The organism is Candidatus Eisenbacteria bacterium, from assembly GCA_035577985.1.
In the GTDB taxonomy this organism is placed as follows: domain Bacteria; phylum Desulfobacterota; class Binatia; order DP-6; family DP-6; genus DATJZY01.
In genome coordinates, this window is the sequence record DATJZY010000077.1 from 1 (window position 1) to 26,121 (window position 26,121).

General features: G+C 72.1%; 17 protein-coding genes. 10 read left to right on the forward strand and 7 right to left on the reverse strand.

Features of this window, described 5'->3' with window-relative positions; translation table 11 throughout:
* A partial coding sequence (locus tag VMS22_11500) for a hypothetical protein (GenBank protein HXJ34646.1) occupies positions 1-1,076 on the reverse strand: 1,076 nt, incomplete at its 3' end.
* 174 nt (positions 1,077-1,250) lie between these two features.
* Positions 1,251-2,738: a hypothetical protein gene (locus tag VMS22_11505; GenBank protein ID HXJ34647.1), complete on the reverse strand. Its 1,488-nt coding sequence runs from the start codon at positions 2,736-2,738 to the stop codon at positions 1,251-1,253.
* A gap of 488 nt (positions 2,739-3,226) precedes the next feature.
* Between VMS22_11505 and VMS22_11510 the strand changes: the two genes are divergently transcribed.
* From VMS22_11510 to VMS22_11520, 3 genes are all read left to right on the forward strand, one after another.
* Positions 3,227-3,877 carry an SUMF1/EgtB/PvdO family nonheme iron enzyme gene (locus VMS22_11510; protein HXJ34648.1) on the forward strand — a complete coding sequence of 217 codons (651 nt, stop codon included), beginning with the start codon at positions 3,227-3,229 and terminating at the stop codon, positions 3,875-3,877.
* 65 nt (positions 3,878-3,942) lie between these two features.
* On the forward strand, positions 3,943-5,682 hold the full coding sequence (locus VMS22_11515) for an ATP-grasp domain-containing protein (GenBank protein ID HXJ34649.1): 1,740 nt from the start codon (positions 3,943-3,945) through the stop codon (positions 5,680-5,682).
* A 32-nt stretch (positions 5,683-5,714) separates the two neighbouring features.
* A complete protein-coding gene (locus VMS22_11520; GenBank protein ID HXJ34650.1) occupies positions 5,715-7,364 on the forward strand; it encodes a hypothetical protein in 1,650 nt (549 codons plus the stop codon).
* 20 nt (positions 7,365-7,384) lie between these two features.
* Here VMS22_11520 and VMS22_11525 read toward each other — a convergent pair whose 3' ends face one another.
* The 3 genes from VMS22_11525 to VMS22_11535 are packed head-to-tail and all read right to left on the reverse strand — an operon-like array spanning position 7,385 to position 11,410.
* On the reverse strand, positions 7,385-9,196 hold the full coding sequence (locus VMS22_11525) for an NAD(P)/FAD-dependent oxidoreductase (protein HXJ34651.1): 1,812 nt from the start codon (positions 9,194-9,196) through the stop codon (positions 7,385-7,387).
* Complete coding sequence (locus tag VMS22_11530) at positions 9,177-10,631, reverse strand: FAD-binding oxidoreductase (GenBank protein HXJ34652.1); 1,455 nt, start codon at positions 10,629-10,631, stop codon at positions 9,177-9,179. The genes VMS22_11525 and VMS22_11530 overlap by 20 nt, the downstream gene beginning before the upstream one ends.
* A gap of 2 nt (positions 10,632-10,633) precedes the next feature.
* Entirely contained in the window at positions 10,634-11,410 is a 777-nt protein-coding gene (locus VMS22_11535; protein ID HXJ34653.1) for an SDR family NAD(P)-dependent oxidoreductase, read from the reverse strand.
* A gap of 100 nt (positions 11,411-11,510) precedes the next feature.
* Between VMS22_11535 and VMS22_11540 the strand changes: the two genes are divergently transcribed.
* The gene (locus VMS22_11540; GenBank protein ID HXJ34654.1) at positions 11,511-12,683 is read left to right on the forward strand and encodes an SGNH/GDSL hydrolase family protein; all 1,173 of its coding nucleotides are present in this window, start codon (positions 11,511-11,513) and stop codon (positions 12,681-12,683) included.
* Positions 12,680-13,864, forward strand: coding sequence for an MBOAT family O-acyltransferase (locus VMS22_11545; GenBank protein ID HXJ34655.1), 1,185 nt, complete (start codon positions 12,680-12,682; stop codon positions 13,862-13,864). The genes VMS22_11540 and VMS22_11545 overlap by 4 nt, the downstream gene beginning before the upstream one ends.
* A gap of 8 nt (positions 13,865-13,872) precedes the next feature.
* Here VMS22_11545 and VMS22_11550 read toward each other — a convergent pair whose 3' ends face one another.
* Together VMS22_11550 and VMS22_11555 are read right to left on the reverse strand one after the other, a co-directional pair.
* The gene (locus VMS22_11550) at positions 13,873-15,666 is read right to left on the reverse strand and encodes a hypothetical protein (protein ID HXJ34656.1); all 1,794 of its coding nucleotides are present in this window, start codon (positions 15,664-15,666) and stop codon (positions 13,873-13,875) included.
* Positions 15,667-15,670: 4 nt separating this feature from the next.
* On the reverse strand, positions 15,671-17,296 hold the full coding sequence (locus VMS22_11555; GenBank protein ID HXJ34657.1) for a glycosyltransferase family 39 protein: 1,626 nt from the start codon (positions 17,294-17,296) through the stop codon (positions 15,671-15,673).
* Between the two features lie 83 nt (positions 17,297-17,379).
* Between VMS22_11555 and VMS22_11560 the strand changes: the two genes are divergently transcribed.
* Genes VMS22_11560 through VMS22_11580 form a run of 5 tightly spaced genes read left to right on the forward strand, consistent with a single transcriptional unit; the run spans position 17,380 to position 26,062 of the window.
* Entirely contained in the window at positions 17,380-19,551 is a 2,172-nt protein-coding gene (locus VMS22_11560; GenBank protein HXJ34658.1) for a discoidin domain-containing protein, read from the forward strand.
* Positions 19,552-19,603: 52 nt separating this feature from the next.
* On the forward strand, positions 19,604-20,326 hold the full coding sequence (locus VMS22_11565) for a polyprenol monophosphomannose synthase (GenBank protein ID HXJ34659.1): 723 nt from the start codon (positions 19,604-19,606) through the stop codon (positions 20,324-20,326).
* An 11-nt stretch (positions 20,327-20,337) separates the two neighbouring features.
* Positions 20,338-23,214: a HEAT repeat domain-containing protein gene (locus VMS22_11570; GenBank protein HXJ34660.1), complete on the forward strand. Its 2,877-nt coding sequence runs from the start codon at positions 20,338-20,340 to the stop codon at positions 23,212-23,214.
* The gene (locus VMS22_11575; GenBank protein ID HXJ34661.1) at positions 23,211-24,002 is read left to right on the forward strand and encodes a methyltransferase domain-containing protein; all 792 of its coding nucleotides are present in this window, start codon (positions 23,211-23,213) and stop codon (positions 24,000-24,002) included. Before VMS22_11570 ends, VMS22_11575 begins: the two co-directional genes overlap by 4 nt.
* Positions 23,999-26,062 carry a sulfatase-like hydrolase/transferase gene (locus tag VMS22_11580; GenBank protein ID HXJ34662.1) on the forward strand — a complete coding sequence of 688 codons (2,064 nt, stop codon included), beginning with the start codon at positions 23,999-24,001 and terminating at the stop codon, positions 26,060-26,062. The genes VMS22_11575 and VMS22_11580 overlap by 4 nt, the downstream gene beginning before the upstream one ends.
* The last annotated feature ends 59 nt before the right edge of the window (positions 26,063-26,121 follow it).

Here is a 26,121-nt window from a genome sequence, read left to right on the forward strand (position 1 = left end):
GTGGAGGACGAGGTGCTGGTCGTGGTGGTGGACTCGCACTGGCACTGGGAATTGCAGACCTGGCCCTCGGGGCACAGGAGCGCGCCCGACGGCGAGCTCGGATCACATTGCTCGCCCGAGTCGACGACGCCGTTGCCGCACTTGCCCTGGGTCGTGGTGGTCGAAGACGTCGAGGTCGAGCTCGAGGTCGAGCTGCTGGTCGTGTTGGTGGTGGAGGTGGTCGTGACGGTGGTGGTGCTGGTCGGGCTCACCTCGCACTCCGGCGCGCGCAGGAACACGCGATCGCTGTCGACGGTCTGGGCGAAGAACGCGCCCTCGAGATTCGCGCCCACCGTCAGCTCGAGCTCGCCCTTCGGGGCGCAGACGACGGCCTGCGCCTGCGCCTTGCGCGAGATGCGCACCTTGGGGCCGTCCGAGAAGATACGGACGTCGCACGGCGTGACCGAGCCGGACTCGGGGCCGACGAAGCTGCCGTTGTCAAACTTGATCATGCCCGTCACGTTGATATGCACGGGACCACGCGCGAGGAGCTGCGCGTTGCGACCGATCTTGATGTTGCAGAAGGTGTAGGAGCCGGGCTCGAGGATCACCGTGCCGGGGCCGTGCCCGCCGCCGGCGACCATCAGGTTGCCCCACTGGCTCGGCTGCGGGCTGAGCGTGCGCTGGCCACCGTGCGGGACCGTGACGGACTCGCTGCCGCAGGCGGGGAACGGCGACGGTGCGCCGCAGGCGGCGGCCAGGTCCGGAATGATCGGCGTCTGCACCGCGACGGCCGGGCCGCACGACGAGCCCGACTCCGCCGAGTTGGCGAGCAGCTCGTCACAGGTCGATTTGGGATGGAGCTGCACCGTGCCGGCGGCGATGGTCGACGCCGGCGCGCTCACCTGCTTGGTCGACTTGAAGCGATTGTTGGCGCCGAGATCGCCGGAGTTGACGACGAGCCCCTTGGCCTTGAGGGAGTCGCTCGCGAACAGCACGAAGTCGCCGAACGACGGTGCGGTTTGCGCCCAGGCCACCAGCGCCCACGCGACCACGGCCAAAGGAAGAGCCAGCCACGCATTTTTCGCTCGTCTCATGTCGGTCCCTCTCCCGGGGTGGATCCCCCAGGGCCCCCCTCGGCGGAGGCCCCCCTTCCGTAGCGCGTAACACGACATGGTGCGGATGTGGAAGGGAAAATCAGCGGGCTCGGGCAAAAAAAACCCCCGGGCCGGGTGGCCCGGGGGCTCGGTGCTACCGATCGAAGCTGCTGACTACTGAACGACCCCGAGGAGCGGGAGGGTGGTGGCACCCGGACCAGGGAGGTCCGCCGATCCGTCGATCAGCACGTTGCCGGTCGCCGGGATGCAGAACACCGACGCCAGGGTCAACGCGTGGGCCATGCTGGACAAGGACGTCGCTGGCGAGCCGTTCGCGACGATGCTCGTCGCAGCGGGCTGGCCGAACGCGCCGGCGTTCACCTGGCCGGGGCAGAAGAGACCCGACAGGGCGGTCGCCGACGAGCTGGCGGTGGTGATGCCGGCCAGGTTGACCGGGAACTGCGGCAGGCTCGGGCCCGCCGGCAGGCAGTCGTGCGATTGGAGCGTGGTCGAGTCGGCCGTGCAGGGTGCACCCGCGTTGGCCGCTGCGGAGTCGCAGAATCCGCCGACGCACATCGGGCAGGGCTCGGCCGCATTGGCCGTCACTGCCGTCGTCGACCCGAGCGGGATGTTGCCGGTGAAGCTACCCGATGCGGGCTGCGCAGCGCCGCTGGCGTTGCTCAGGAAGTCGTTGGTGACGCAGGTCGATAGCGGGCCGTTCGCGATCGGGAGCGGTGAGCCGAACTTGCATCCCGTCCGCGAGCAGGTGCGGGTCGACGCCGGCACCATGGAAGCTGGAGCGCCCGCGATGACGACGGTTGCCCCGGTGCCGAGAACCGAGAACCTCGTGGTGCTGCCCGGCGGGGTCGCGCCCGGAGGCACGGTGCCGGCGCCGCCGCCGATCGACAGGTCGCCGCAGATGAGGTTGAGGAGCGCGCCGCTGACGCTGCTGACGGTGCCGCAGTTTCCGGAGCCGGCCTGCGTGACGATCGTGAAGACCGCGTTCGGCATCATCTCGGCGCGGACGTCGTCGATGAACGCCTGCGACGTCACCTGCGTGGCGGCGCCCTGGCCGGACTGTCCGCTCGTGGTGCAAGCCTTGCCGGCGGCGTCGAGCTTCGACATGCAGCCCGTGAGCGGCGCCGAGAACTTGCCACTCACCTTGCTGAGGCAAAGCGGATCGACCGGGAGGCCGGTCTTCACGGCCTTCGACTCACAGCCGAGGATGCCCTTCACGTAGTTTGATACGCACTTCGTCTGGCCGGCGTAGCAGGCGTTGGCGCCCGTCGGAGCCGGGTTCGTGTACAGCGTGGTCTGGAGGCCCGCCACGAACGCATCGACCTTGGCGCCGATCGCGGTGCCGTCGGCCAGGGTGAGACAGGGAACCGTCGCGTTCTTCGCGTCGGCCTTCTCCATGCACGACTTGTTCAGCGGCAGGCCGGAGAACTTGTCGTTGACCTTCTGGGTACACAGCGAATCGATTGTGGTGCCGGCCTTGGCGGCCTTGGCCTGGCAACCGAGGTTGCCCTTGACCTTGTTGATGACGCACTTGACCTTGGCCACCTCACACTTCGCGGTGGGCGCGACCGCCGCATGCGCGATGCCGCTCGCCGTGACGGCGAATGCGCCGAGCACGAGCAGCGCCTTCATCTTGCTGACCATATCGATCTCCCTCCTAGCACTTGGCTCTGTTGGCCGGCGTCTTCCCATCGCGGCCTGTCCGCGTTGGCATTCATCGGCCTGTTTCGTGAGCGTCCTGCCACAGCGTGGTCGATGCCGACTTGCCAATCCATGTCCGCCGACGTGTCGCCGCCCGAAGTCGGCGGTCGCCGGTGCAAGAAGCGCTCGCACGAGACTGGGCGCGAGCCTGCCGGCGGCGGAGCATGCGATCGATCGTCTTGCCTCGAGTCCCCCCTATGGACCAGACGTTGTGCCACCCGAAGATGGCAGGATCGTCCCGAGGCATAACCGTCGCCAAAACGCGTTGTCAAGCAAATTCGGCCGCTCTTCCCGAGTGATTCTCCCTTGCGTTCCGGGCACGCGCTGCGTTAGACGGCCGGCGCGTGGCGCGACGGCTCGCTCTCTCTTGCGCCCTCCTGCTCGGGGTCGTGATCGGCTGCAAATCCAGCGCGCCGGAGTCCCGACCTGGCATGGTCTATATCCCCGCGGGAACGTTCCTGATGGGAAGCGCGACCGACGATCCCGCGGTGTATGATTGGGAGCGTTCGCACGAACAGCCCCAGCACGAGGTCTACGTCGACGCGTACTACCTCGACGCGCACGAGGTGACGAACCTCGACTTCGAACGGAAATATCCCAACAAGATCCGCAATCTCGTGTCGTCCCCGTGCGACGACTGTCCGGTTACCAACGTGCCCTGGTTGGCAGCTCAGGCGTACTGCGCCGCACAGGGAAAGCGTCTGCCGACCGAGGCCGAATGGGAGAAGGCCGCCAAGGGCGGGCTACCCAAGTGGACGCCCGAGCCGTTCGGCGACTACGTCTGGTTCGCGGGCAACACCATCAAGCAGGCGCAGCCGGTCGGGACGAAGAAGCCGAACCCGTACGGTCTCTACGACATGCTGGGCAACGTCCGCGAGTGGACGGCGGACTGGTACGGGCCCGAGTACTACCAACAGCGGGAGGGCAAGAATCCCAAAGGCCCGCCCGACGGCCAGCGTCGCGTGGAGCGAGGCGGCGCCTTCTTTCTGCCCGACCGCGGCGTGACCACGACGATCCGCTACAATCATCCGCCGCACTTCGAGCTCTACTTCCTCGGCTTCCGCTGCGCGCAGGATCCATAGCCACTCCAGCGGAGTTCGCGCTTTCGAGGCGGCGTCGGCGCGAGGTAGGCTGGCGGCGAAGCCACATGGCGGTCCGCGACAGACGACCCAAGGTCCTCGTCCTCGGGCAGGAGGATCGCGCCTTCCTCGCCGTCGTCCGTTCGCTCGGACGGCGCGGCATCGACGTGCACGTGGGCTGGTGCCCGGCCGACGCCGTCGCGCTGCGATCGCGCTACGTCGCACGCGTCCACGACCTGCCGGCGTACACCCAGGGCGACGACGCGTGGAAGGTGGCGCTCGTCGATCTCTTCCGGCGCGAAGCGTTCGACCTCGTCATCCCGACCAACGACACCACCATCATGCCGCTGCAGGCGCATCGCGCGGAGCTCGAGCCGCGTGCGCGCATCTACCTCATTTCGGACGAGGCCTACGCGATCTGCTTCGACAAGGGGCGCACGCACGATTTCGCTCAGGAGCACGGGGTGCCCGTCCCACGCCAGATGCGGCTCGCGCTGCCGGCGAGCCCCGGCACGATCCCGGCAGAGTCCTGGTATCCGCTGGTGTTGAAGCCGCTCGCGTCGTTCACTCTCGACGACCTCGAGCGCAAGCGGTTCGTCCGCCGCGTGATGCGACCCGGCGACCTCGCGCGCCAGCTCCAGCACTTCGCGGGCGCGCGCGAGGTGCTCGTGCAGGAATACTTCCCCGGGACCGGGGTCGGCGTCGAGGTGCTCGCGCACGAGGGCGAGGTGCTGCTCGCCTTCCAGCATCTGCGCGTGCACGAGCGCCCGAGCGGGGGCGCCGATTCGTATCGCGTGAGCCTGCCGTTGCGCGCGGACATGCGCGACGCGGCGGCGCGCATGGTGCGGGCGCTGCGCTACACCGGCGTCATCATGTTCGAGTTCCGGATGAACCTCGATACGGGCGCGTGGCTGCTGCTCGAGATCAACGGGCGCTTCTGGGCGTCGCTCCCGCTCTGCCTGCACGCCGGCGCGGACTTTCCGTGGTACCTCTATCGCCTGCTGGTCCATGGGGAGCGCGACGTCCCGCAGGAGTACCGGATCGGCGTGTACTGTCGGAACTGGCAGCGCGACGTCCTCTGGGCGCGGGAGAACCTGCGTGCGACCGGCGACGATCGCGTTTCGCTCGGGACGCTCGCGGGCGGGCTCGCGCACGCGCTCACCGGGCGCGAATCGAGCGACACGTTCGTGCTCGACGATCCGGCCCCGGGCGTCGAGGATCTGCGGCGGATGGCCGTGCGGGTCGGGCGCCGCATCTGGCGCAGCGGGCACACCGCCGTGTGGAGCCTGCCGCCGGTGCGCCGGCTGCTGGCGGGGAGGGCGCGCGCGGCGCTCCGCACCGCGCGCCAGCTCCTGTTCGTGTGCAAGGGCAACGTATGCCGGAGCCCGTTCGCGGAGGGCTACGCGCGCGCCGTCCTGAACCACGGCGTGGCGGTGCGCTCGGCCGGCCTCGCGCCGAAGCCGAGCCGCGGCTGCCCGGAGCTCGGCATCGAAGCGGCGCGCGCCCTCGGCGTCGATCTGCGCGAGCACCGCTCGGCGACGCTCACCGAGGCGATGGTGCGCGAAGCGGACGCGATCTTCGTGTTCGACTACGACGGCGTGCGGCGGCTCGGCGATCGCTATCCCTTCGCCCGCCCCAAGGTGTTCCCGGTCGGTCTTCTGATGACCGACGGGCCGGTCGAGATCCGCGATCCGTTCGGCGGCATCGCGGACGACTTCTCACGCACGTACGGGGCCATCCGGCGCGCGATCGACACGGTCGCGACGCCCGAGCCCGCGCGCGGCGACCTCTCGGCGCGCGCGGTTTGACGTTCGCGCCGCCGTAGGTCAAGCGAGGGCCCGTGCGCGGCCCAGGCGCGGTGGGGTGGGTGGCTCTGGTGCTCGGGGCCGGCGCGGCCGCCGCGGTCCTGCTCACGTGGCCGCTCGTGCGCGCGCCGGGCGCGACGATCCTCGACGATTCGACGCTCGACGGCTTCCAGTTCGTATGGAACTCGTGGTGGGTTCGCCGCGCCGTGCACGACGGCACGGATCCGTTCTACACCCGCCTCCTCTTCGCGCCGGATGGCATCGGGCTCTTCTGGCACACGCTCGGGCTCACGACCGGGCTGCTCTCGCTCGCCTTCGCCCGCGGCGACGATTTCACGCACGCGGTGTGGGCCCACAACGCGACCAACTTGGTCGCCGTCCCGGCCACCGTCGCGCTCGTGGCACTCCTCGTGCGCTGCTTCGTAGACCGCCCCGGGGTCGCCGCCGTCGCCGGGCTCGTCGCCGTCGCGAGCCCGTTCTACGCGCGGCAGCTCCACGGCCCGCATCTGGGCGCGCTGTGGGCGGTCGCGCTCGTGCTGCTGGCATGGCAGGCGCTGCCCGCGCGCCGCACGTGGCCGGCGGCCGTCGCCGCCGTCGCGGCGTTCGCCGTCCTGTTCGGCGCCTCGCAGGACTACGCGGCCATGGCCCTCGTCGTCTGCGGTGTCGACCTCGTCGTCCGGGCGCTGTCGCGCGGCGCCCGGCGTTGGGTCCTCGGCGAGGCGGTCGTGCTCGCCTGCGTCGTCGCGGTGATCATGCTCGCGGCGCGCGTCCTGGGCAGCGAGCTGCCCGAGCGTCCGCCCTTTCGATGGATCGTCTGGAACTCGGCGTACCTCTCCGGCTTCGTCACGCCGCCGTGGCTCGGCAGGGAGCGGCCGTGGCTCTATTTCGAGTCGTCGATCTACCTCGGGCTCGTGCCACTCGCGGGAGCTCTCCTGGCGCAGGTCGTGGCGCCGCGCGAGGCGACGCGGTGGAATCTCGCGGCGCTCGCCTGCCTCGCGATCGCGCTCGGCCCCATGTTGCAGCTGGGGCCGCCTTCGCTCGAGCTCTATCGCCAACCGGGCGAGGTGCCGCCGGTGTGGCCGGGATGGCCGACGCCGTATCGCCTCCTCTACGAGCTGGTGCCTGGCTTCGCGATGAGCCGTGGGCCGTGGCGCTGGGTGGGTGGCGCGCGGCTGTGCCTCGTCGTCGCGACGGCGTGCGGGCTCGGCGTCCTTGCACGCCGCGCCTCGTGGCGCACCGCCGCCGGCGTCGGGATCGCGCTCGTCGTACTGTCGTTCGCAGAGACGCTGCCGCACCGCCTGCACGCCGTGCCGGCGCTCATGCCGGCCGGCTACCGCGTGCTCGAGAGCGATCCCGGCGACTACGTCGTGGTCGATCTGCCGTCGGGTCTTCGCCGCGGCTCGTTCGCGCTCTTCTCGAGCTACTACATGGCGTATCAGACGGGACACCACCGCCCGCTCGTCGACGGCACGGTCGCGCGCCTTCCGGGTGCGCGCCGTCACCTCTTCGAGCGCCCCGACTTCCGCCTCGCCGACCATCCGGAGGTGCGCTACGTCGTCCTGCACCGCATGCTCTTCCGGCAGGTGTACCCGCGCGGACCGTCGGTTCGGCTCGCGAAGGAAGCGCGTGCCAGCGGACGACTCGTCTATCGCGATCGCTCGACGCGCGTCTACCGGATGGGGTGAGCCGCGCGTGCCCGCGGGCCTCAGGCTCGCAGCTCGAGGCCCGCGAGGTCTCCGGCGGCGCGCCACTCCTGCAGCAGGCGGAAGAACTCGACCGACCCGCCGCCGTAGAAGCCGTCCTGACCGCGGCGCGCGCCGGGCTTGCCCTCGTTGTTGTAGTAGCCCGGCGTGCAGTCCTCGAGGAACTGCTGCGCCAGCACCGCCAGGCGGATGATGGTCGCCACCCACTCCGCCTCGGCCTCCTCGGAGACCTCGATCGTGCGTACGCCGCGCCCGGCGGCGCACCCGACGACGTACGCGATGTGCTTGCTCTGCTCGTTCAGCATGTGCGGAAAGTTCACCGTGAAGCCGGTCTGCTGCGGCCCCATGATGAAGCAGTTCGGGAAGCCGCGGGTGAACATGCCGTGCAGCGTCGCGACGCCGCCGGCCCACTTCTCGGTGAGCGTCGTGCCGCCGCGCCCGACGATCGGGTACCCGGCGCGCCGCGAGTAGTCCGTGCCCACCTCGAAGCCGGTGGCGTAGACGAGACAGTCGAGCGCGTACTCGACGCCGCCGGCGACGACGCCCGCGGGCGTGACGCGCTCGACGCCTTTGCCCTGGGTGTCGACCAGGGTGACGTTCGGCCGGTTGAAGGTGGCCAGGTACTCGTCGTGGAAGCACGGGCGCTTGCAGAACTGGCGGTAGTAGGGCTTGAGCGCGGCCGCCGTACGCGGGTCGCGCACGACCCCGTCGACGCGGGCGCGGATCTGCTCCATCTTCTGGAAGTCCGCCAGCTCCATCGTCTTGGCGATGCCGTCCCGCGAGACGGCGCCGCCCTCGTCGGTCTGCACCATCACGAGGAGCTTCCGGATGATGTCCGTCCAGCCGTCGCTGACGAGGTCTTCCTCCTGGAAGCCGCCCGTCACCAGGATGTTGAAGTTGTCCATCCGCCGCTGGTGCCATCCCGGCTCGAGACTCTTCGCCCACTCGGGGTCGGTGGGCCGGTTCGCGCGCACGTCGATGGACGAGGGCGTGCGCTGGAAGACGTAGAGATGCCCGGCGGCGGCGCCGAGGTGCGGCACGCACTGCACCGCCGTCGCGCCGGTACCGATGATGCCGACCCGCTTGCCGCGCAGCCCGGCGAGGTTGCCGCTCGAATCGCCGCCCGTGTACGCATAGTCCCAGCGGCTGGTGTGGAAGGCGTGTCCCCGGAACGACTCGATGCCGGGGATGCCGGGCAGCTTCGGGCGGTTGAGCGGCCCGTTCGCCATCACCACGTAGCGGGCCCGGAGGCGATCGCCGCGGTTGGTCGAGACGATCCAGCGCGCCGCGCCCTCGTCCCAGCGCATCTCGGTGACTTCGGTCTGGAACAGGGCGCCGCGGTAGAGATCGTACTTGCGGCCGATCGCCCGGCTGTGGGCGAGGATCTCGGGGGCGTGGGCGTACTTCTCGGTCGGGACGTAGGCCAGCTCCTCGAGCAGCGGCAGGTAGATGTACGCCTCGACGTCGCACTGCGCGCCGGGGTAGCGGTTCCAGTACCAGGTGCCGCCGAAGTCGCCGCCCTTCTCGACGATGCGGACGTTTGCGATGCCGGCCTCGTGCAGGCGCGCGGCGGCCAGCAGCCCGCCGAAGCCGCCGCCGATCACCAGCGCCTCGACGTCGTCCGACAGCGGCGCGCGCGTGAACCCCGGCTCCACGTAGGGGTCGTCCACGAAGTGGGCGAACGCGCCCGTCACCTCGACGTACTGGTCGTTGCCGTCGGGGCGAAGGCGCTTGTCGCGCTCCTCGCGATACTTCGCGCGCAGCGCGTCCGGATCGAACCCGGGCGCAGTGGATTCAGGGGCTGATCCGGCCATCGCGGGCTTCTTTATCCATCGCGTCGGGCCCACGGAAGATGCGGCGATAGAGGTCCGTCACGAGGAGGCCTTCGGGGTCGAGCCGGCGCTTCAGGGCCAGGAAGCGCTGCACGCGCTCTTCGGCGAGGTAGGTCTCGAGCTGCGAGGCGGTGAGGGTCGAGTCCTTGGCGAAGTAGAAGCGTCCGCCGGCGTCGAGCACGACGCGCGTCAGGTCCGCGGCGTGCTCCCACAGGCGGCGGCGGTTGCGCGCCGTCACCTTGAAGTCGAGCGCGAGCGAGTAGCCGTCGACGGCGTGGGTCATGAGGAAGGGATCCATCCGGTGGCGCTTGAAGACGCCGAGGTAGGGCGTGAGCCCGGCACGGTGCGAGCGCTCGAGGATCTCGCGATAGACGTCGCGCGCCGTCGCCGCGGGCAGGAAGGTCTGGTACTGGATCAGGCCGCCGCCGCCGTAGCTGCGCTTCCAGTCCGGGACGTAGTCGAGCAGGAACGCGAAGCCGACGTGCGACTGGCGGTAGCGGCGGCGGCCCTCCAGGGCGGAGAGACCGTACTTGGTCGCGTTCACGAGACGGACCCCGGGATCGTTCGTGAACGGCCGCATGGCGAGCCACATGAGCGATTTCGGGACGACGCCCATGAGCGTCGGCGGCAGCTCCTGGCTCGCGACCCGCAGCGTCTGCGCCGCCATCGGGTCCTCGCCGTCGCGCAGGTAGGTCGCGTGATGGACGAGGCCGCGGCCGAGCCCGCGCCCGCGACCGAACGTGTCGACCCACCCGACGAGGTAGTCGGCGGCGTCCATGCGCTCCTCGACCACGTCGAACATCTCGCCGAGGCTGCGGATCGGGATCGGCTCGACCTCGAGCAGCCCCGAGTGGATGCGCTTCAGGCGCAGCGTGAGGCTCGTGAAGCACCCGAGCATGCCGAAGCCGCCGATCGCCGCGTGGAAGAGGTCGGACCGCTCCTCGCGCGAGCAGCGCACGATCTCGCCGGACGGCAGCAGCAGCTCGAACGCCTCGACGTGCTCGCCGATGGTTCCCACCTTCCAGTTGTTCTTGCCGTGGATGTTCATGGCGGCCGCGCCGCCGAGCGAGGTGAACATCGTCCCCGAGACGACCGGCGGCCACCAGCCGTCCTCGATCGTGTAGCGCCAGAGCTGGCCGATGGTGACGCCGGGCTCGACGCGGATGCGGCCGCTCGCCGGATCCCACTCGAGGATGCGGTTCATGCGCGACGTGTCGAGGCACAGGTTCTCGGCGTTGGTCGCCGCGTCGCCGTAGCTCTGCCCGGCGCCACGCAGCCCGATCGTGCGCCCCTCGGCACGCGCGAGGGCGAGCACCTCGTGCAGGCCGCCGATCGTCGTGGGCCGGTAGACCCAGCTCATGGCGCTCGTGGCGCCGCCCCAGGACCAGACGCGTTCGAGACGATCGGCGGGCAGCATGCTCAGATGTCGAGGTGGCGGAAGACGAACGACGGGATGTGCCGGATGACGAACATGATGGGACGCCACTTGGCCGGCACGTAGACGACGCGGCGGCCGCGCGCCGCGCCGGCGAGCAGCTCCGTGGCCGCGGCCTCGGCCGAGACGAGGAGCGGCAGGCGGTCCATGCCCTTCGTCATCGGCGTGTCGACGGGGCCGGGCTTCACGGTGACGACCCGCACCCCGAGCCGCGCGACGCGATTGCGCACCGCCTCGAGGTAGGTGTCGAGTGCCGCCTTCGACGCGGTGTAGGCGGGGTTCCCGCGCCGGCCGCGGTCGCCCGCGACCGACGAGATGCCGACCAGCGTGCCCGAGCCGGCGCGCGCGAAGCGCTCGGCGGCCGGGTTGCACCACGCCATCGCGCCCACGACGTTCACCTCGACGATGCTCCGGTCCTTGGCGAGATCGTACTCGTCGGCGCCCACGCGCGGCATGACACCGGCGGCATAGACGAGGAGATCGAGCCCACCCAGCTCGTGACAGATGCGCTGGAAGAGCGCCGGCACCTCGTCGCCGTGCGTGACGTCGTGCGGGAAGGCGAGGGCGCGCGCGGGGTCGCCGGTCGCCGCGCCGATGTCGCGCGCGAGCGCCGCGAGCTCGCCGGCGCGGCGCGCGACGAGCGCCACCCGGCAGCCACCGGCCGCGAGCTGGCGCGCCACGGCCGCGCCGAGGCCGGACGATGCGCCGACCACGATGGCGTGGCGCCAGGGAAGCGGGGCGGTCACTCGAACGACGTTCACCCGTGCCCGCGTCGAGGTCAAGCTCGCGGCGCATTGGCGGGCCCGGGCGGGACCCGGTAAAGCCAGGGCCCGCAATGCCGTTCGCCCGAGGGGCGCGCTCGTGATGCGCGTCACGCCGCGCCGGCCTCTGTGGACGTGGGTGAAGGTGGTCCTGGCCCTGATCGGGATCGACCTCCTGCTCTTCCGCGCCGGCCTCTTCTTCGAGTGGGTGCCGCAGCTCCGCGGCGAGAACGCGACCACCTGGGGTCTCCTCTACACGGCCATCCGCCACCTGGAGATCGACCCGCAGTCGCCCGCGACGGCGTACGTCGTCGGCAGCTCGGTGCTGTTCCTCGGCGTCAACGAGGAGCGCCTGAACGAGGTGCTGGAGGAGGACCGCCTGCCGCCGCGGGCGACGCTGCTCACGACCTTCGGCGCGACCGCGACCGATTCGGCGCTGCTCGCCGCGCGCGCGCTCGAGGACCATCCCTGGCTCGTGGTCTACGCCGCGACGGCGCGCGACTTCAGCAAGACGGCGCCACTCGACACCCCGGTGTCGCGCATGCTGCTCGACTCGTCGACCGATCTGCCGGCGATGCCCGCCGTGACCGGCGAGGAGCGCCTGACGCTCATCGTGCGCCGCTACTGGCAGCTCTATCGCTATCGCACGTTCGTCCGCATCGGCGTCTGGGAGGGGACGACGGGGCTCCTCGCGCGTACGATCGCGGGACACGCGCCGCCCGTGCTGCCACCGCCGCCGGCCACGGCCGAGGATCGACTCCCGCCCGAGGCGCTCGAGCGCTTCCACTTCGCGCGCATCACCCCCGAGGCGTACCGTGCGTGGCAGACCTGGAACACCTCGCGGCGCTTCGACGACTTCGTCGCCTGGATGCGCGCGAACAAGAGCCAGGCCCTCGACGCCTACAAGACGCAGCGGCTCGCGAGCTTCGGGCCGCAGGACAACCCGCAGGTGACGTCGCTCGCCTGGATGCTGCGTCGCATTCGCGACCGTGGCGCGCGCGCCGTCGTGGTCTACTTCCCCGAGAACCCGGCGTTCCGCGACCCGGCCGCGGCCGAGTACTTCGACGCGAGCCTTTCCGACGCCTACGCCAAGCTGTTCGCCGACGAGACCGCCGCCACCGGCGCACGCTTCGTCGACCTGCGCGGGCTCCTTCCGGCCGAGGACTTCCACGACCTCATCCACCCGAACCTGGCCGGCATGCGCACGCTCTCGAGACGCCTCGCCGACATCGTCGCCGAGGAGTGGCGGGCGCGGGAGGGCGGCGCGCCGTGATATTCAACACGTGGGCGTTCGGCGTCTTCCTGGTGGTGACGCTCGCCCTCTACTGGAGCGTCCCGTCGCGCGTGCGTCCCACGGCGCTCACGCTCTTCGGGCTCTACTTCTACTGGTACTACTATCCGCCGCACGTCCTGCTGATCGTCGCCTCGATCCCGGCGGTTTGGGTGGTCTCGCAGCGCATCGTGCCGGGACGCGCCGGCCGCCGGCGCTGGCTCGCGCTCGGCGTCGCCGGCTGCCTGGGCGTGCTCGTCTACTACAAGTATCAGGGCTTCCTCGCGGGCACGCTGCGCGGCGGCCTCGCGTCGTTCGGGGTGCCGGTCTCGTGGGCGCCGCCCCGGCTGCAGCCGCCGCTCGGCATCTCGTTCTTCGTGTTCGAGTACGTCCACTACCTGATCGAGATCGGACGCGGCACGTTCGTCCCCGCCCCGCTGCGCGACCTCGGCCTCTTCATCCTCTTCTTCCCGACCCTCATCTGCGGTCCGATCAAGCGCTACCAGCTCTTCCGCCCCCAGGAGTATGCCGAGCGGCGCTTCACGGCCGTCGACCTGCACGCGGGGCTCCACCGCATCGTGATCGGTCTCGCCAAGAAGACGCTCATCGCCGACCAGATGGCGCCGTACTCGTTCTTCGTCTTCCTGCACCCGGAGCAGGCGTCGTGGGCGCGCCTCTGGCTCGCCGTCTACGCGTACGCGACGCAGATCTACTTCGACTTCGCGGGCTACTCCGACATTGCGATCGGGACGGCGCGGCTGTTCGGCTACACCGTGCCCGAGAACTTCGACCGCCCGTATCGCCAGGCGAACATCGCCGCCTTCTGGCGCACCTGGCACATGTCGCTCACCTCGTGGATCACCGACTACGTCTACATCCCGCTCGGCGGCAACCGCCGCGGGCCGAGGCGCGCGGCGTGGAACCGGCTCGTCTCGATGACCCTCTGCGGTCTGTGGCACGGGGCGGCGTGGCACTTCGCCGTCTGGGGGCTCTACCACGGCGTCATGCTGAACCTCTATCGCCTGTGGGCCGCGCGCCGGCCGGCGTGGCGCCTGCCGCTCGGGCTCGGACGCGTCGCCGGCACGCTCGTCACCTTCCACGTGGTGTGCCTCGGCTGGGTGCTCTTCGTGTGCGACCTGCCGCGCGCGGCGTTCGTCGTCCGCCGGCTGTTGGGGATTCCATGATGCGACGGCTACTCCGTGACAACGCGCTCGTGCTCTTCTACGTCGTCCTGATCGTGCTCTCGGTCGTCTACGCGCCCGAGCGCCCGCTCAAGTTCATCTACACCGAGTTCTGAGGCGCGCGGCGCGACCGCGAACAGGAGATCGGCTCCCGCCCGCGCCACGAGGCGGAGGGCGCCGGACGGCCGCGCCGCCAGATCGCCCCACACGGTCCGCGCCGGCGAAAAGCCCATGTCACCCGTGCGCACGACGACCCAGGCGAGTTGCGTGTCGCGCACGAGGGCGCCCAACGCTGCGGCGTCGGGGAGGCGCGCCGCGAGCGCCATGCGCTCCGGGAACGCCGCCGGAAAGTAGCCGGAGTAGCCGTTCACGAGCGGCCACCATCCGCCGATCGATCGCCACATCGCCGGCGTCTGCTGGAAAGGGATCGCCGCCGGAAGCTCGAGCGTGGGTGCGGGCGCCGCCCGCAGCACGTCGGCGATCGCGGGCGCCATCGCCGGCGGCGCCGCCAGTGGGTATGCCGCCGGAATCGGCGGCCGCCATCCACCCGGCAGGCCCCACCGGTACTCGGCGACGAGGGTCGTCGCGACGGCGGCGAACGCGAGCGCGCGCAGCGCGCCCGGTCGCGCCGCCCGCGCGATCGTGGCCGCGCAGGTGGCGAACGCGAGCGCCGCGAGCAGCGCCGCACCCATGAGGGCGCCGAGCCCGAGACGGAGCGGCGCGCGCAGGACGAGCTGCAGGCCGAGCCGGTCGAGCAGCACCGTGAACGGCATGCGCACCACCGCACCGCTCGGCGTGTAGAAGGCGCTGATCGCGAAGAAGCTGCCGGCGATCGTCCACAGCGCGGCGTGATGCCAGGCCGCATCCGGCGTCGCCTCGCGGCCTCGCCCGGTCCATCGCAGGGCGGCGCCCGCGATGATCAGGACGAGCGAGGCGAGCGGTACGCCCGTGGGCGCGTTCTCGTCCATGAGGCCGCCCGGAAGACGGACCGGCATGGGCGGAATGGTCCACACCGTCTGCTCCTCGATCGCCGGGTTGCGCCGGCGGACGTCGAAGTGGACGGCGAAGATGGGCGCGAGGAGCACGAGCCCGAGCGCAACGGCGACCGCCGTACGTGCGCCGGCCGCCCGCGTGCGCGGCAGTGCGAGGCGGAAGGCGGCGAGCACACCCAACGGGAGCACGATCGCGGCCGTCGTGTAGCGGACGTCCGTGAGACCCTGCGCGGCGACGAGCACGGCGAGCACGACCCCGTCGCGGGCGCCACGAAACGGGCGGCTCGCGACCAGGATGATGAAGGGGAAGAGCTCGAGCAGCGCGAACGGCGGCGCCGTCGGCAGCCACCACTGCAGCGTCCAGCGCGTGGTGAGGAAGACGAGGCCGGCGATCGCGCCGGCGAGATGCGACGCGGTCCATCGGTACGCGACCACGTGCAGCGCGGCCGCCGTCAGGACCAGGCCGACGAGGAAGCTCAGGTTGAGCGCCAGGACGGGATTGCCGGTCGCGAGGAACGCGGGCGCGAAGATCGGCAGCGCGGCCAGGAACGTCGGGCCATAGAGCAGGGCGTGCGGGTCGGGATGATAGATGTTGGCGTCGAGCACGCGCGACGGATCGGTCGCGAGCGCGTGCGTCTCCCAGGCGAGCGTCCAGCCGGCGAGGAGCGTATCGACGCGGCAGGCGAGGCGCGTGTTCGGGAGCTCGGCTCCGACGCGCGCGACGAGCGGCCAGGTGAGCCAGAGGACCAGCAGCGCGTGGATGACGAGCGCCGCCGGCGCCGCCCGCCACGTCGGAGCTCCCGGCCCGGCCACGCGGTCAGCCCCGGCCCGTCGCGGGCGGCAGACGCCAGATCGTGATCGTCGGTCCCGGCGCGTCGAGTGTGCACGCACCGCGGAGCGGGACGAAATTGGCGTCGATCGGCTCGAAGAGGGTCTGCTCGGCCGCCGCAGGATCGATGCCGGCGAAGCGCGCGACGACGGTGCCGCGCGCCGCGAGCAGGTCCTGCACCTCGGGCGGCGTGCGTGCCCATCGGTCGAGGACCGGATGGTCGGACGTCACGACGAAGCCGCCCTCCCGTCCGAGCGCCTCGAGGCTCCGCGCGCTCGCGTCGTAGGGCGCCACGCGACCCGCCGGGGCCGGGGGGCCCGCGGTGCGCTGGCGTGCGACGAGGCCAGGGACGAGGCTGCGATCGAGGCGCCACGCGATCGCGCCGAGGGTGAGCGGCAGCACGGGGATCGCGTAGCCCGTCGGGCTGTTGGGAATCCAGACGGCGGTCGCGTCGGGCACGTTGTCCCGCAGCCAGGCGCCGGCGGCCACGCGCGTGTCGGTGATGGCGAGCAGACGGACGAGCGTCACCGAACGCGCCGCGGGCTCGAAGAGGACCGCTCCGACCAGGACGACGGCGGCGGCGGGACGCGCGCGCGCCGGAACGAGTGCGAGCGTCGCGCGAAGCCCGACCGCGGCGAGCGCGCACAGCGCCGGCACGACCGCAAGCGTGTAGCGCGCGAAGATGCGGTGCGGCTGCGAGAGCACGCCGAGCACGAGCGCCGTCGTGACCAGCAGCGGGGCCGCCGCGCGCAGGCGGGTCGCCACCAGCACGGCGACGCCGAGCACGGCCGCCGCGAGCGGCAGCCATCCGAGCACGGCCGGCAGCAGGGTGCGCAGCGGCAGGCCGGGCGGCGCGAGGAACGCGGCCCGCGACCAGAAGAGCTGATTCGCCAGCCGCGCCCGCGCGCGCTCGAGGTCGAGCAGCGTGTACGGGGTCGCGACGAAGAAGATGGCGAGCGCCGCTGTGCCCGCCGCGCCGAGCGCCAGGGCACGCGTGCGGAGCGTGACGCCGGGGGCGACGATCGCCGCCGTCGCCACCCCGGCGAGCGCCATGGCCGCGGGGTAGCGAAAGCCGGCCGCGAACCCCGCGGCGAGCCCCGCGACGACGAGCGTGCCCGGGCGGGGCGTGCGCACGTACGCGACGGCCGCCACCAGCGCCGCCGTGACGAGCGCGGCGGCGGGCACGTCCCCCGTGCCGTAGTGCGATTCGCGGACGTGCAGGATGTTGGTGGCGAGCACGAGCGCGGCGAGCGCGCCGGTCCAGCGATCACCCAGCTCGCGGCCGAGCGCCGCGACGGCCGCGATGGTCGCGATCCCGAACGCGCAGGCGAGGACGCGGGCGACCAGCAGGAACGGGAAGGGATCACGCAGGTACGCGAGCACGACGTCCAGCGGGTCGCTCCCGGCGCCCATCGCGGCGTAGCTCGTGCGCAGCAGGTAGAGAAAGCCGCTCGGGTAGACGAGGTCCGGTGGGCGCCACGTACGGGCCGCGACCATCCCGAGCGCCTGGAGCGGGATGCTCTCCTGGTCCGGATGGATGAACGGCACGTGCAAGGGATAGACGCGCAGGAGGGCGCCGATCGCGAGGGCGGCGAGCAGGAGACCGCGCGGCACGCCGCCGTCTACCGCTCGCGGTCGCGCCCGAGCAAGCCGGCGCGAATTTGCGGGCGCCTGCGCCGCACGTGTAAGACCCGGCCGTGCTCGCGCGGCAACGCTCGCCGCTCCTCGTGCTCGCGCTCTTCGTCGCGGGCGCGATCTGGTGGACGTGGCCGCTCGCCACCGCGCTCGACGCGGGCTACCTCTTCCCGGGCACGAAGGTCCCGGCCGCCAGCCGCGCCGACGCGTATCTCGTCACGTGGATGATGGCGTGGACGGGACACGCGCTGCGCACGCAGCCGCTCCACCTGTTCGACGCCAACATCTGGTATCCGATCCGCGACGCCCTGGCGTTCTCGGAGCACATGATCGGGGCGGCGGTGCAGGTCCTGCCGCTCCAGGTGGCCTGGGTGGACCCGGTCGCGATCCACAACCTGTTCGTGATCGGATCGTACGTCGTCGCCGCGATCGGGGCCGCGCTCGTGGTGCGCGATCTCGGCGGCACGTGGACCGGCGGCTTCGTCGCGGGCGCGCTCTACGCCTTCGGGCCCCACCGCACCTGGCTCATGGGGCACGCGCATCTGCTCGGCTCGCACCTGGTGCCGTTCGTCTTCCTCTTCCTCCAGCGGCTGCTGCGCGAGGGGCGCTGGCGCGACGGCGGGCTCTTCGCCGCCGTCCTCCTCCTCCAGGTGCTGACGAGCGTCTACCACCTCTACTACTTCGGCATCGGGGTCGGCGTCTTCGTGCTCGCCTGGGCGCTCTGCCGCGTGCCGGCGGCGCCGGGCGCGTACCGGCGCGTCGCGCTCTGCCTCGCCGCGTGCGTCGCCGTCGTGGTGCCGACGATGCTCCCGTACGCCGACGTGCGGGCGCGCTTCGCGCTCGCCCGCGATCCGGTCCAGACGCTGTGGTTCTCGTCGGTCGGTCTCAACTTCCTGGGCGGGCTCGCAGCGCCGATCGCCCACTATCGCGCCCGCCTGCTCGGGCAGGGGCTGGCGCCCTCCGTGCTCGGGCTCGGCGCGTTCGCCGCCATCGTGTGCGGTAGCCTCTGCGGCGCCCCGGCGGGGCGTGGCGGGCGGCGCGTCGGCCTGGTCTACCTCCTGGTCGGGCTCGCGCTCTCCGTCCTGGCGCTCGGGCCGCGCATGCGGATGGGCGCGTTCACGGCCGAGATCGCCGGCCCGTACGAGCTGCTCCAGCGCGTGGTCCCCGGCTTCGATGGCCTGCGCGCCCCGGGCCGCGCCGCGATCGGCGCCTTCTGCGCGTTCGCCGTGCTGGCGGGCCTGTGCGTGAGCGCGTTCGGCCGGCGCGCGCACGGCCGTTGGGCGCGCGCCGCCGTCGTCGTGCTCGCTGCGGTGCTCGTCGGCAGCGAGCTCGGCCCGCCGCCCGCGACCCGCTTCGAGCCGCTGCCATGGGCCAGGCAATCGGCGGGAGTGAATCGCTGGCTCGCGAGCGTTCCGGGCGACCCGGCGGTGATCGAGCTGCCGATCGGGACGCCGGACGTCGACGCCGGCTACATGGTGCGATCGAGCGCGCACTGGAAGTGGCTGGTCAACGGCTACACCGGCTTCGCGCCGGCCGCGACGTACGTGCGCTCGATCTTCTCCGGGTTCCCGGATGCGGCGAGCCTGCGGCTGCTGAAGGATCTGGACGTGCGCTACGCGATCCTCCATCCGGCGAGCCTCCCGCCGGCGCGGCGGAACATCTGCGTGGAGATCGACCACGGCGACCACCCGGAGCTTGCCCTGCGCTACGCCGACGACGACGCGTGTGCGGTCGAGATCGTCTCCGCGCCGCCCGCGCCCGTCCGCCCCCCCGATCGGCCGATTGCGCGCGAGGCGCTCGCGCTCACGACCTCGAGCCATGGCGACGCGCGCGCGGCCGTCGACGGCGACGTCGCGACGCATTGGATCGACGACGTCGACGAGAAGGTGGACGCCTGGCTGCGCGTCGATCTTCCGGCACCGCGCCGCCTGCGGCGTCTCGTCATCGAGCTCGGCCCCCACTTCGGCGAGTTCCTCCGCCTCTACCGGATCGAGACGTCGGCCGACGGCGATACGTGGACGACGGTGACGGCGCCACCGTTCGGCGAAGCGCCGCTCGTCGGCATGCGGACCGACCCCGATCGCCTGGCCGTCGAGGTGGCGTTGCCCGACGTCACCACACAGCACCTGCGCATCGTCCGCCCCAAGCACACCGACGGAAGCCCCTTCGATCTCTGGAGCAACTGGACCCGCTGGGGCGTCCACGAGCTCCTTCTCTACGAGGCGACCGACTGACCCGCGCGCTCGGCTGGCGGGTCAGGCGGGCCTCGGTTATGGTGACCGGTCTGTGTCGACGCCCCCGAAGGCGGTCGTGGTCATCCCGACCTACAACGAGCGGGAGAACATCGGGCGCATCGTGCCGCTCGCGCTGGCGGCCACGCCGTGCGAGGTGGTCGTGGTCGACGACGAGTCGCCCGACGGCACGGCCGCCGTCGTGGCCGACATGGCGGCGCGCGACCCGCGCGTCCACCTGGTGAAGCACAGCCCGAAGCTCGGCATCGGTCCGGCCTACAAGGAAGGGTTCCGGGTCGCGATCGCGATGCAGCCCGAGCTCGTGATCCAGATGGACGCCGATCTCTCGCATCCGCCCGAGATGCTCGCCGAGATGGTGCGCCTGGCGGCCGATCACGACCTCGTCCTCGGCTCGCGCTACCTGAACGGCATCACGGTCGTGAACTGGCCGATCGAGCGGCTGCTCATCTCCTACTTCGGCAACGCCTACGTGCGCGGCGTCACCCGGATGCCGGTGCGCGACGCGACCGGGGGCTTCAAGTGCTGGCGGCGCGAGGCCCTGGTCGCGGTCGAGCCCGAGCGCGTGCGCTCGAACGGGTATGCATTCCAGATCGAGACGACCTTCCGCGCCTGGCGACACGGGTGCTCGATCAAGGAGGTGCCGATCCTGTTCGTCGACCGCGTCGAGGGCGAGTCGAAGATGAACCGTCGCATCGGGCTCGAGGCCCTCTGGATCGTGTGGTGGTTGAAGCTCGCCGACCGCCTGGGGCGGCTCTGAGGACGGCCGGCGTGCAGCGGCTCGGGCTCCTCGGCGTCGTCGTCGTGGCGGCGGCGTACTTCGCCACCTTCGTGCACTACGGCGTGAACCTGGAGGACGAGGGTCTGGTCCTGCTCCAGATCGCGCGCACCTTCCGCGGCGAGGTGCCGTATCTCGACTTCCACACCGGCTACACGCCCGGCGCGTTCTATCTGAACGCCGTCCTCTTCCGTGTCTTCGGCGAATCGGTGATCCCGCTGCGCTGGGCCCTGGTCCTCGTGAACACCGCCACCGTGGCGCTCATCTACGTGCTCGCGCGGCCGCTCGCGGGGGGCGTCCTCGCCGCGGTGGCGGCGCTCGGCTACGCGGCGTTCCTGCCGTGCTTCGTCGGCGAGTTCGCCTCGTTCAACGTGCCGTATCCGTCCTGGTACGCCGGGCTGTGCTTCCTCGTGGCGCAGCTCGCCATGGACCGCCATCTCGCGCGTCGCGCGCCGGCACCGCTCGTGTGGGCCGGGGTCGCGGTCGGGCTTGCGTTCACCTTCAAGCCGAACGCGGGCGTGCTCGCCGTGCTGGCGTGCGGGCTCGTGCTCGCGATCGAGCGCGCCGGCGACGGCGATCCGAACCGGCGCGGAAGCCGCGTCCTCATGGGGCTCGCGGGGGTGGTCCTCCTGCTCGCCTTCAACCTGCAGGTGGGCGGCGCGGAGTTCCCGCTCATCGTCGGGCCCATGCTGGTGCTGCTGTGGGTGCGGGCCCGGCGCGCGCGTGCGCCGCTCGCCACGCCGATCCGCCTGTGGCCCGCCGTCGCGCGTATCGCCGCAGGCGGCCTGGTCGTGACGCTGCCTTGGATCGCCTATTTCCTAGCGCGCCTCGGCGTCGGCGGCTTCCTGCGCGAGGTGCTCCTCATCGGCTCGGATGCCGACCGCATCTACGCGACGCCGTACCCGGTGCCGCTCGGCTTCCCGGCCGGCTGGCCCGCCGTGTTCGCCGTCCTGCTGGTCGTGGCCGGCGTGCTCGGCCTGCGCGCCGAGCGCGGAGCGCTGCGGGTCGGTCGCGCCATCGGGTGGGTGGCGGGCGGCGGGGCGCTCTTCGCGATCTCTCTCGTCGCCTGGGCGCAGATCCCCGAGGGCCTCGCGCGCTCGATCACGTGGCAGGCGCAGCACGTGGGCTTCTACGTCGTCCCGATGATGGGGCTCGGCGTCGGCTGGCACTGCCTCGGCAGGCTGCGCGGCGCGCAGGCGACGCTCGACGTCGCCGGACGGCGCCTCCTTGGCCATCTCGTCTTCGCGCTCTGCATGTTCGTCATGCTCTATCCGCGCATCGACACGATGCACCTCATCATCGCGCTGCCGTCGGCGCTCGTGCTGGCGGCGATCGTGACGGCGCGGATGGGGCGCGCGTGGGGCAGGGTGCTCGGCGTGTCGCCGGCGCTGGTGGGGAACGCCATGGCGGCGGCCGCGCTCGCGCTCGCGCTGATCTCGGCCGTGCCGAACCTCGAGGGGCCGCTCGGCGAGGCGCCGCTCGGGCTCGCGGCGCCCGACGTGGCCGTGCACGTCGAAGGCGAGCGCTCGGCCGACTTCCAGGCGATGAACGCGACGCTCGCGTACCTGCGGGAGCGTCTCGAGCCGAACGAGGCCCTGTTCGCGTTCCCCGCCGTCGCCCTCGTGCCGTACGCGCTCGGTCATCCCACGCCGACGCCGCACGACTACTACTTCCCCGGCCGGCCCGACCATCTGGCCGAGGCGGAGGTCGTCCGTACGCTCGCCGCCGAGCCCCCGCGCTTCGTCGTGACCCTGTCGCGGCGGCTCGGATTCTTCGCGCAGGCGCCGGCGTACTACTTCATCCTGCGCGAGCACCTGGAGCGCCACTACGAGGTCGCGGCACGCTTCGGGCGCTATGCGGTCCTGCGCCGCTCGGACCTCCCGCCCGAGCCGCTGGTGGCGATGGAGTTCACGACCGCGCCCCCGCGCGATCGCTGGGTGGCCGAGCTCGCCGATCCCGACCGCGAGCTGCGCCGCAAGGCGGTCCTCGCCATCCTCGACGCGGCCGGATCGCCCGCCGGCGTCGACGCCGTCGTGCGCTCGATCGCGCCCGACGAGCCGACCATGCTGCTCGTGCTGCGCAACTTCGCCGAGACGGGCGACGTGCGCGCCGTCGACTTCGCCTACGACGTCTTCGAGAGCACGACGGGTCGCGTGCGCGGCGAGGCTGCGGGCGCCCTCAACTTCATCGCGCTCGCCGAGACGGTGCGCCGCTGGGCGCTCGTGCCCGAGCCGGGCTGGCATGCGGAGGACGCCGTCCAGGCGCTCGCGGGCATCGACGTGGAGAAGGTCCGGCACTGGATGGACGACTACAAGATCCGCCGTCAGGTGGGCGTGTTCGCCGCCTGGGCGCTGACGGAGCGGCGCGACGCCGGCGCGGCGCCGTTCTTCACCCAGACCCTGCGCCAGGAGACCAAGCGGCCCTACCTGCAGGTGGTGTCGGCCGAAGGGCTCGTGACGCTCGGCTTCCCGCACGTGCTCTGCGATCTCGTGGGGATGCTCGGGCAGCAGAAGCACGACGTGCAGGACATGATGCCGGACTTCCTGATCGCGTCGGCGGCGACGTCGCCGAACGAGCTCGCACACTGCCTCGAGCAGGGGCTCACGCAACCCGACACGCTCGGGCGCGAGGTCGCCGCCTGGGTGGCGGGCGCGGCGCGGCTCGGGCCGGCGGGTCCGGCGCTCCGCAAGGCGACGGGCGACCGCGAGGCCGGGGTGCGCGTGGCGGCGGTCTGGGCGCTGGGCGCGATCGGCGACGCCGCGGCGCGCCCCGAGCTGGTGGCGCTCGCGGCGGACTCGGACGCCACGACGCGTGCCTTCGCCGGCGAGGCGCTGGCACGCCTCGAGCGTGCCCATGGAGTCGTGCAATGAGCGCCTTCACCGGCGAGCGGCTGCCCGGCGGCGGCGACGCCGAGTTCGGCGTCGACATGGCGCGCCACATGGCCGCCTACGACTTCGCGGCGACGCGCGCGCCCGGCAAGAGCGTGCTCGACGCTGGCTGCGGCGAGGGGTACGGCGCGGCCCGGCTCGCCGACGCCGCGCGCGAGGTCGTGGGCGTCGACCGCATCGAGCCCATCACGGTCGCGCGCGCCCGCCATCGGCATCCGCGCCTGCGCTTCGAGGTGGCGGACCTCGAGCACCTGGAGGCGCTCGGCCGCCAGTTCGACCTCGTGGTGAGCTTCCAGGTGATCGAGCACCTGCCCGATCCGGTCGGCTACCTGCGCGCGCTCGCGGCGCGCATCGCGCCGGGCGGCGAGATGATCGTGACGACGCCGAATCGCCTCATGTCCGTGTCCGAGAACCCGTACCACCTGCGGGAGTGGACGGCGCCCGAGCTGCTCGCCCTGGCGGCGCCGGTGCTGCCCGGGGTTCGCGTCGAGGGCATGAACGGCTCCGCGCGCGTGCTCGCCTACGAGCGGGCGCGCGGCGAGCAGGTGCGGCGCATCCTGCGCCTGGATCCCCTCGGGCTTCGCAACCTCGTGCCCGGCTTCATCGTACGCGGCGTCTTCCCGCGCCTCGCGCGCCTCGTGCGCCGGCGGATCGGCGCCGGCGCCGCGATGCCCGACGTCGGACCGGCGGACTTCAGCGTGCACGGGCGCGACCTCGAGCACGCGCTCGACCTCGTGCTCCTCGCGCGCCCGGGTGGGTCGTCAGGATGACGCGCGTCCTCGCCGCGGTGGCGTTCCTCGTCGCCGCCCACGCGGCGCGTGCCGGGGAGATCGCGATCACGCGGCTCGGCGGCGGCCTGGGCTGGACCCACTGTGCGGTGGAGCACCTGGGCGAGACGCGTCCGGCGACCGCGTGCGCGCAGATCCATCGCGCCGCGAGCGGCAAGGACGTGGTCGTTCCGCCCGGCCGCACGATCGAGGTGGCGCTCGATCCCGCCGCGGCCAAGGGAGCCGTGCGCCTGGTGACCGAGGCGTTCACGTACGCCGACGCTCCGACGGAGCCGATCGCGGCGGCGACCCTCAAGGACTTCGACCGGGTCGTGACCCAGGGCAACAACGATCGCTTCCTCGAGCGCGGCTTCATGCACGAGCCCGCCATGCGCGCGGCGCTGCAGCCGCCGCTCGCCGCCGCGTCGCTGCCCACGAAGCTCACGCTGCGCTTCGGCGCCGACGACGTCGGCCGCAAGGTCGCCTATGGCGTCTGGGCCTGGCCGGCGACGGCGCCCCCCGATCTGCACGTCGAGACGGAGCCCATCGTCGTGACGGCGGGCGACGGCCTGCGCATCGGCTTCGGCGTGCAGGACCCGGGCTGGGGCCCGGGGGCGCCGCCGGTCACCTTCATCGTCAGCGAGACGACGAAGGGGGATCCGCCGACGCCGCTCTGGAGCCGCCGGCTCGATCCCGCGCGCCGCGCCGGCGACCGCGGCTGGATCGACGCCGAGGTCGAGCTGCAGCCGGCGATGGAAGGTCCGGTCACGATCGGGCTCGACGCGCACGTCGAAGGGGAGGGCGCGACCTTTCCCGTCTGGGCGCGGCCGATCCTCGTGCGTACGGCGCCGCCGGCGCCCGCGCGCACGAACCTGCTCCTCATCTCCCTCGACACCGTGCGCGCGGACCACCTCTCGGGCGCCGGCTACAAGCGCGCGACGTCACCCGTGCTCGACGCCTTCGCCGGCGAGGGCGTGCGCTTCGACCAGGCGATCGCCCCCTTCCCGTCGACGACGGCGTCGCACATGTCGATGCTGACGGGTCTCTATCCGTGCGCGCACCGTGTGATCGCACCCAGCGTCACGCTGGCGGCGAGCGTCACCACGCTCGCCGAGGTGCTGGCGCGCGCCGGCTACTCGACGGGCGCCGTCACCGAGGACGGCCTCATCAAGGGCGACATCGGGTTCAACCGCGGCTTCGACGCCTACCGCGATCAGGTGTGGACCGGCGACGAGCCGGTCGGCCTCTTTCCCGACACGACCGAGGTCGCGCGCGGCTGGATCGCACGGCACGCGACCGACCCGTTCTTCTTCTTCCTCCACACCTATCAGCCGCACACCCCGTTCAAGGTGCCCGCGTACTACAAGGGGCTGTTCGTCGTTCCGCCCGCGTCGCCCGAGGCGCTCGTGCAGGAGGCGGCCTACGACGAGGGGCTGCGCTACACCGACGACCTCCTCGCGAGCATCCTCGGGTGGCTCCGGCGCACGGGCCTCGCCGAGCGCACGCTCGTCGTCGTGACCTCGGATCACGGCACCGAGTTCGGCGAGCACGGCGGCATCGGCCACGCGCGGGGCGTCTACGACGAGCAGGTGCACGTGCCGCTCGTGCTCCACCATCCGACGCTCGCGGCCGGCGGGCGTCGGGTTCCGACGGCGGTGTCGATCATCGACCTCACGCCGACGGTGCTGGAGCTCCTCGGGCAGGGCGTCCCCGACGGCCTGCAGGGCCGGAGCCTCGCGCCGCTCGTGCGGGGCGAGCCGCTCGCGCGCGGCGACGTGTTCGCCGAGCAGCTCTGGGGGCCGCGACAGACGCTGCTGCGCACCGACGATCGCGCATGGATCGTGAAGCCGAGCGGCACCGAGCTGTACGACGTCGCGACCGATCCGCGCGAGCAGCACGACCTGGCGCCCGAGCACAAGGACGAGGCGGCCGCGGGCGCCGCGCGCATCACGGCGTTCCGCGACGGCTGCGCCGAGGTCGCCAAGCGCATCCAGACGACGGCCGCCGCACCGCTCGACGCCGATCGCACGCGGGCGCTGAAGGCGCTCGGCTATCTGCAGTGAGCATGGCGCTTGCCGCGGCGAGCCTTCCGATTGACGCTCGCGCGGGGGGTGCCCTACAA

Excerpts from the sequence above, each read along its gene's own strand:
- VMS22_11505 (HXJ34647.1), bottom strand. The coding sequence starts at position 2,738 with ATGGTCAGCAAGATGAAGGCGCTGCTCGTGCTCGGCGCATTCGCCGTC.
- VMS22_11510 (HXJ34648.1), top strand. The coding sequence starts at position 3,227 with ATGGTCTATATCCCCGCGGGAACGTTCCTGATGGGAAGCGCGACCGAC.
- VMS22_11515 (HXJ34649.1), top strand. The coding sequence starts at position 3,943 with ATGGCGGTCCGCGACAGACGACCCAAGGTCCTCGTCCTCGGGCAGGAG.
- VMS22_11525 (HXJ34651.1), bottom strand. The coding sequence starts at position 9,196 with ATGGCCGGATCAGCCCCTGAATCCACTGCGCCCGGGTTCGATCCGGAC.
- VMS22_11530 (HXJ34652.1), bottom strand. The coding sequence starts at position 10,631 with ATGCTGCCCGCCGATCGTCTCGAACGCGTCTGGTCCTGGGGCGGCGCC.
- VMS22_11575 (HXJ34661.1), top strand. The coding sequence starts at position 23,211 with ATGAGCGCCTTCACCGGCGAGCGGCTGCCCGGCGGCGGCGACGCCGAG.
- VMS22_11580 (HXJ34662.1), top strand. The coding sequence starts at position 23,999 with ATGACGCGCGTCCTCGCCGCGGTGGCGTTCCTCGTCGCCGCCCACGCG.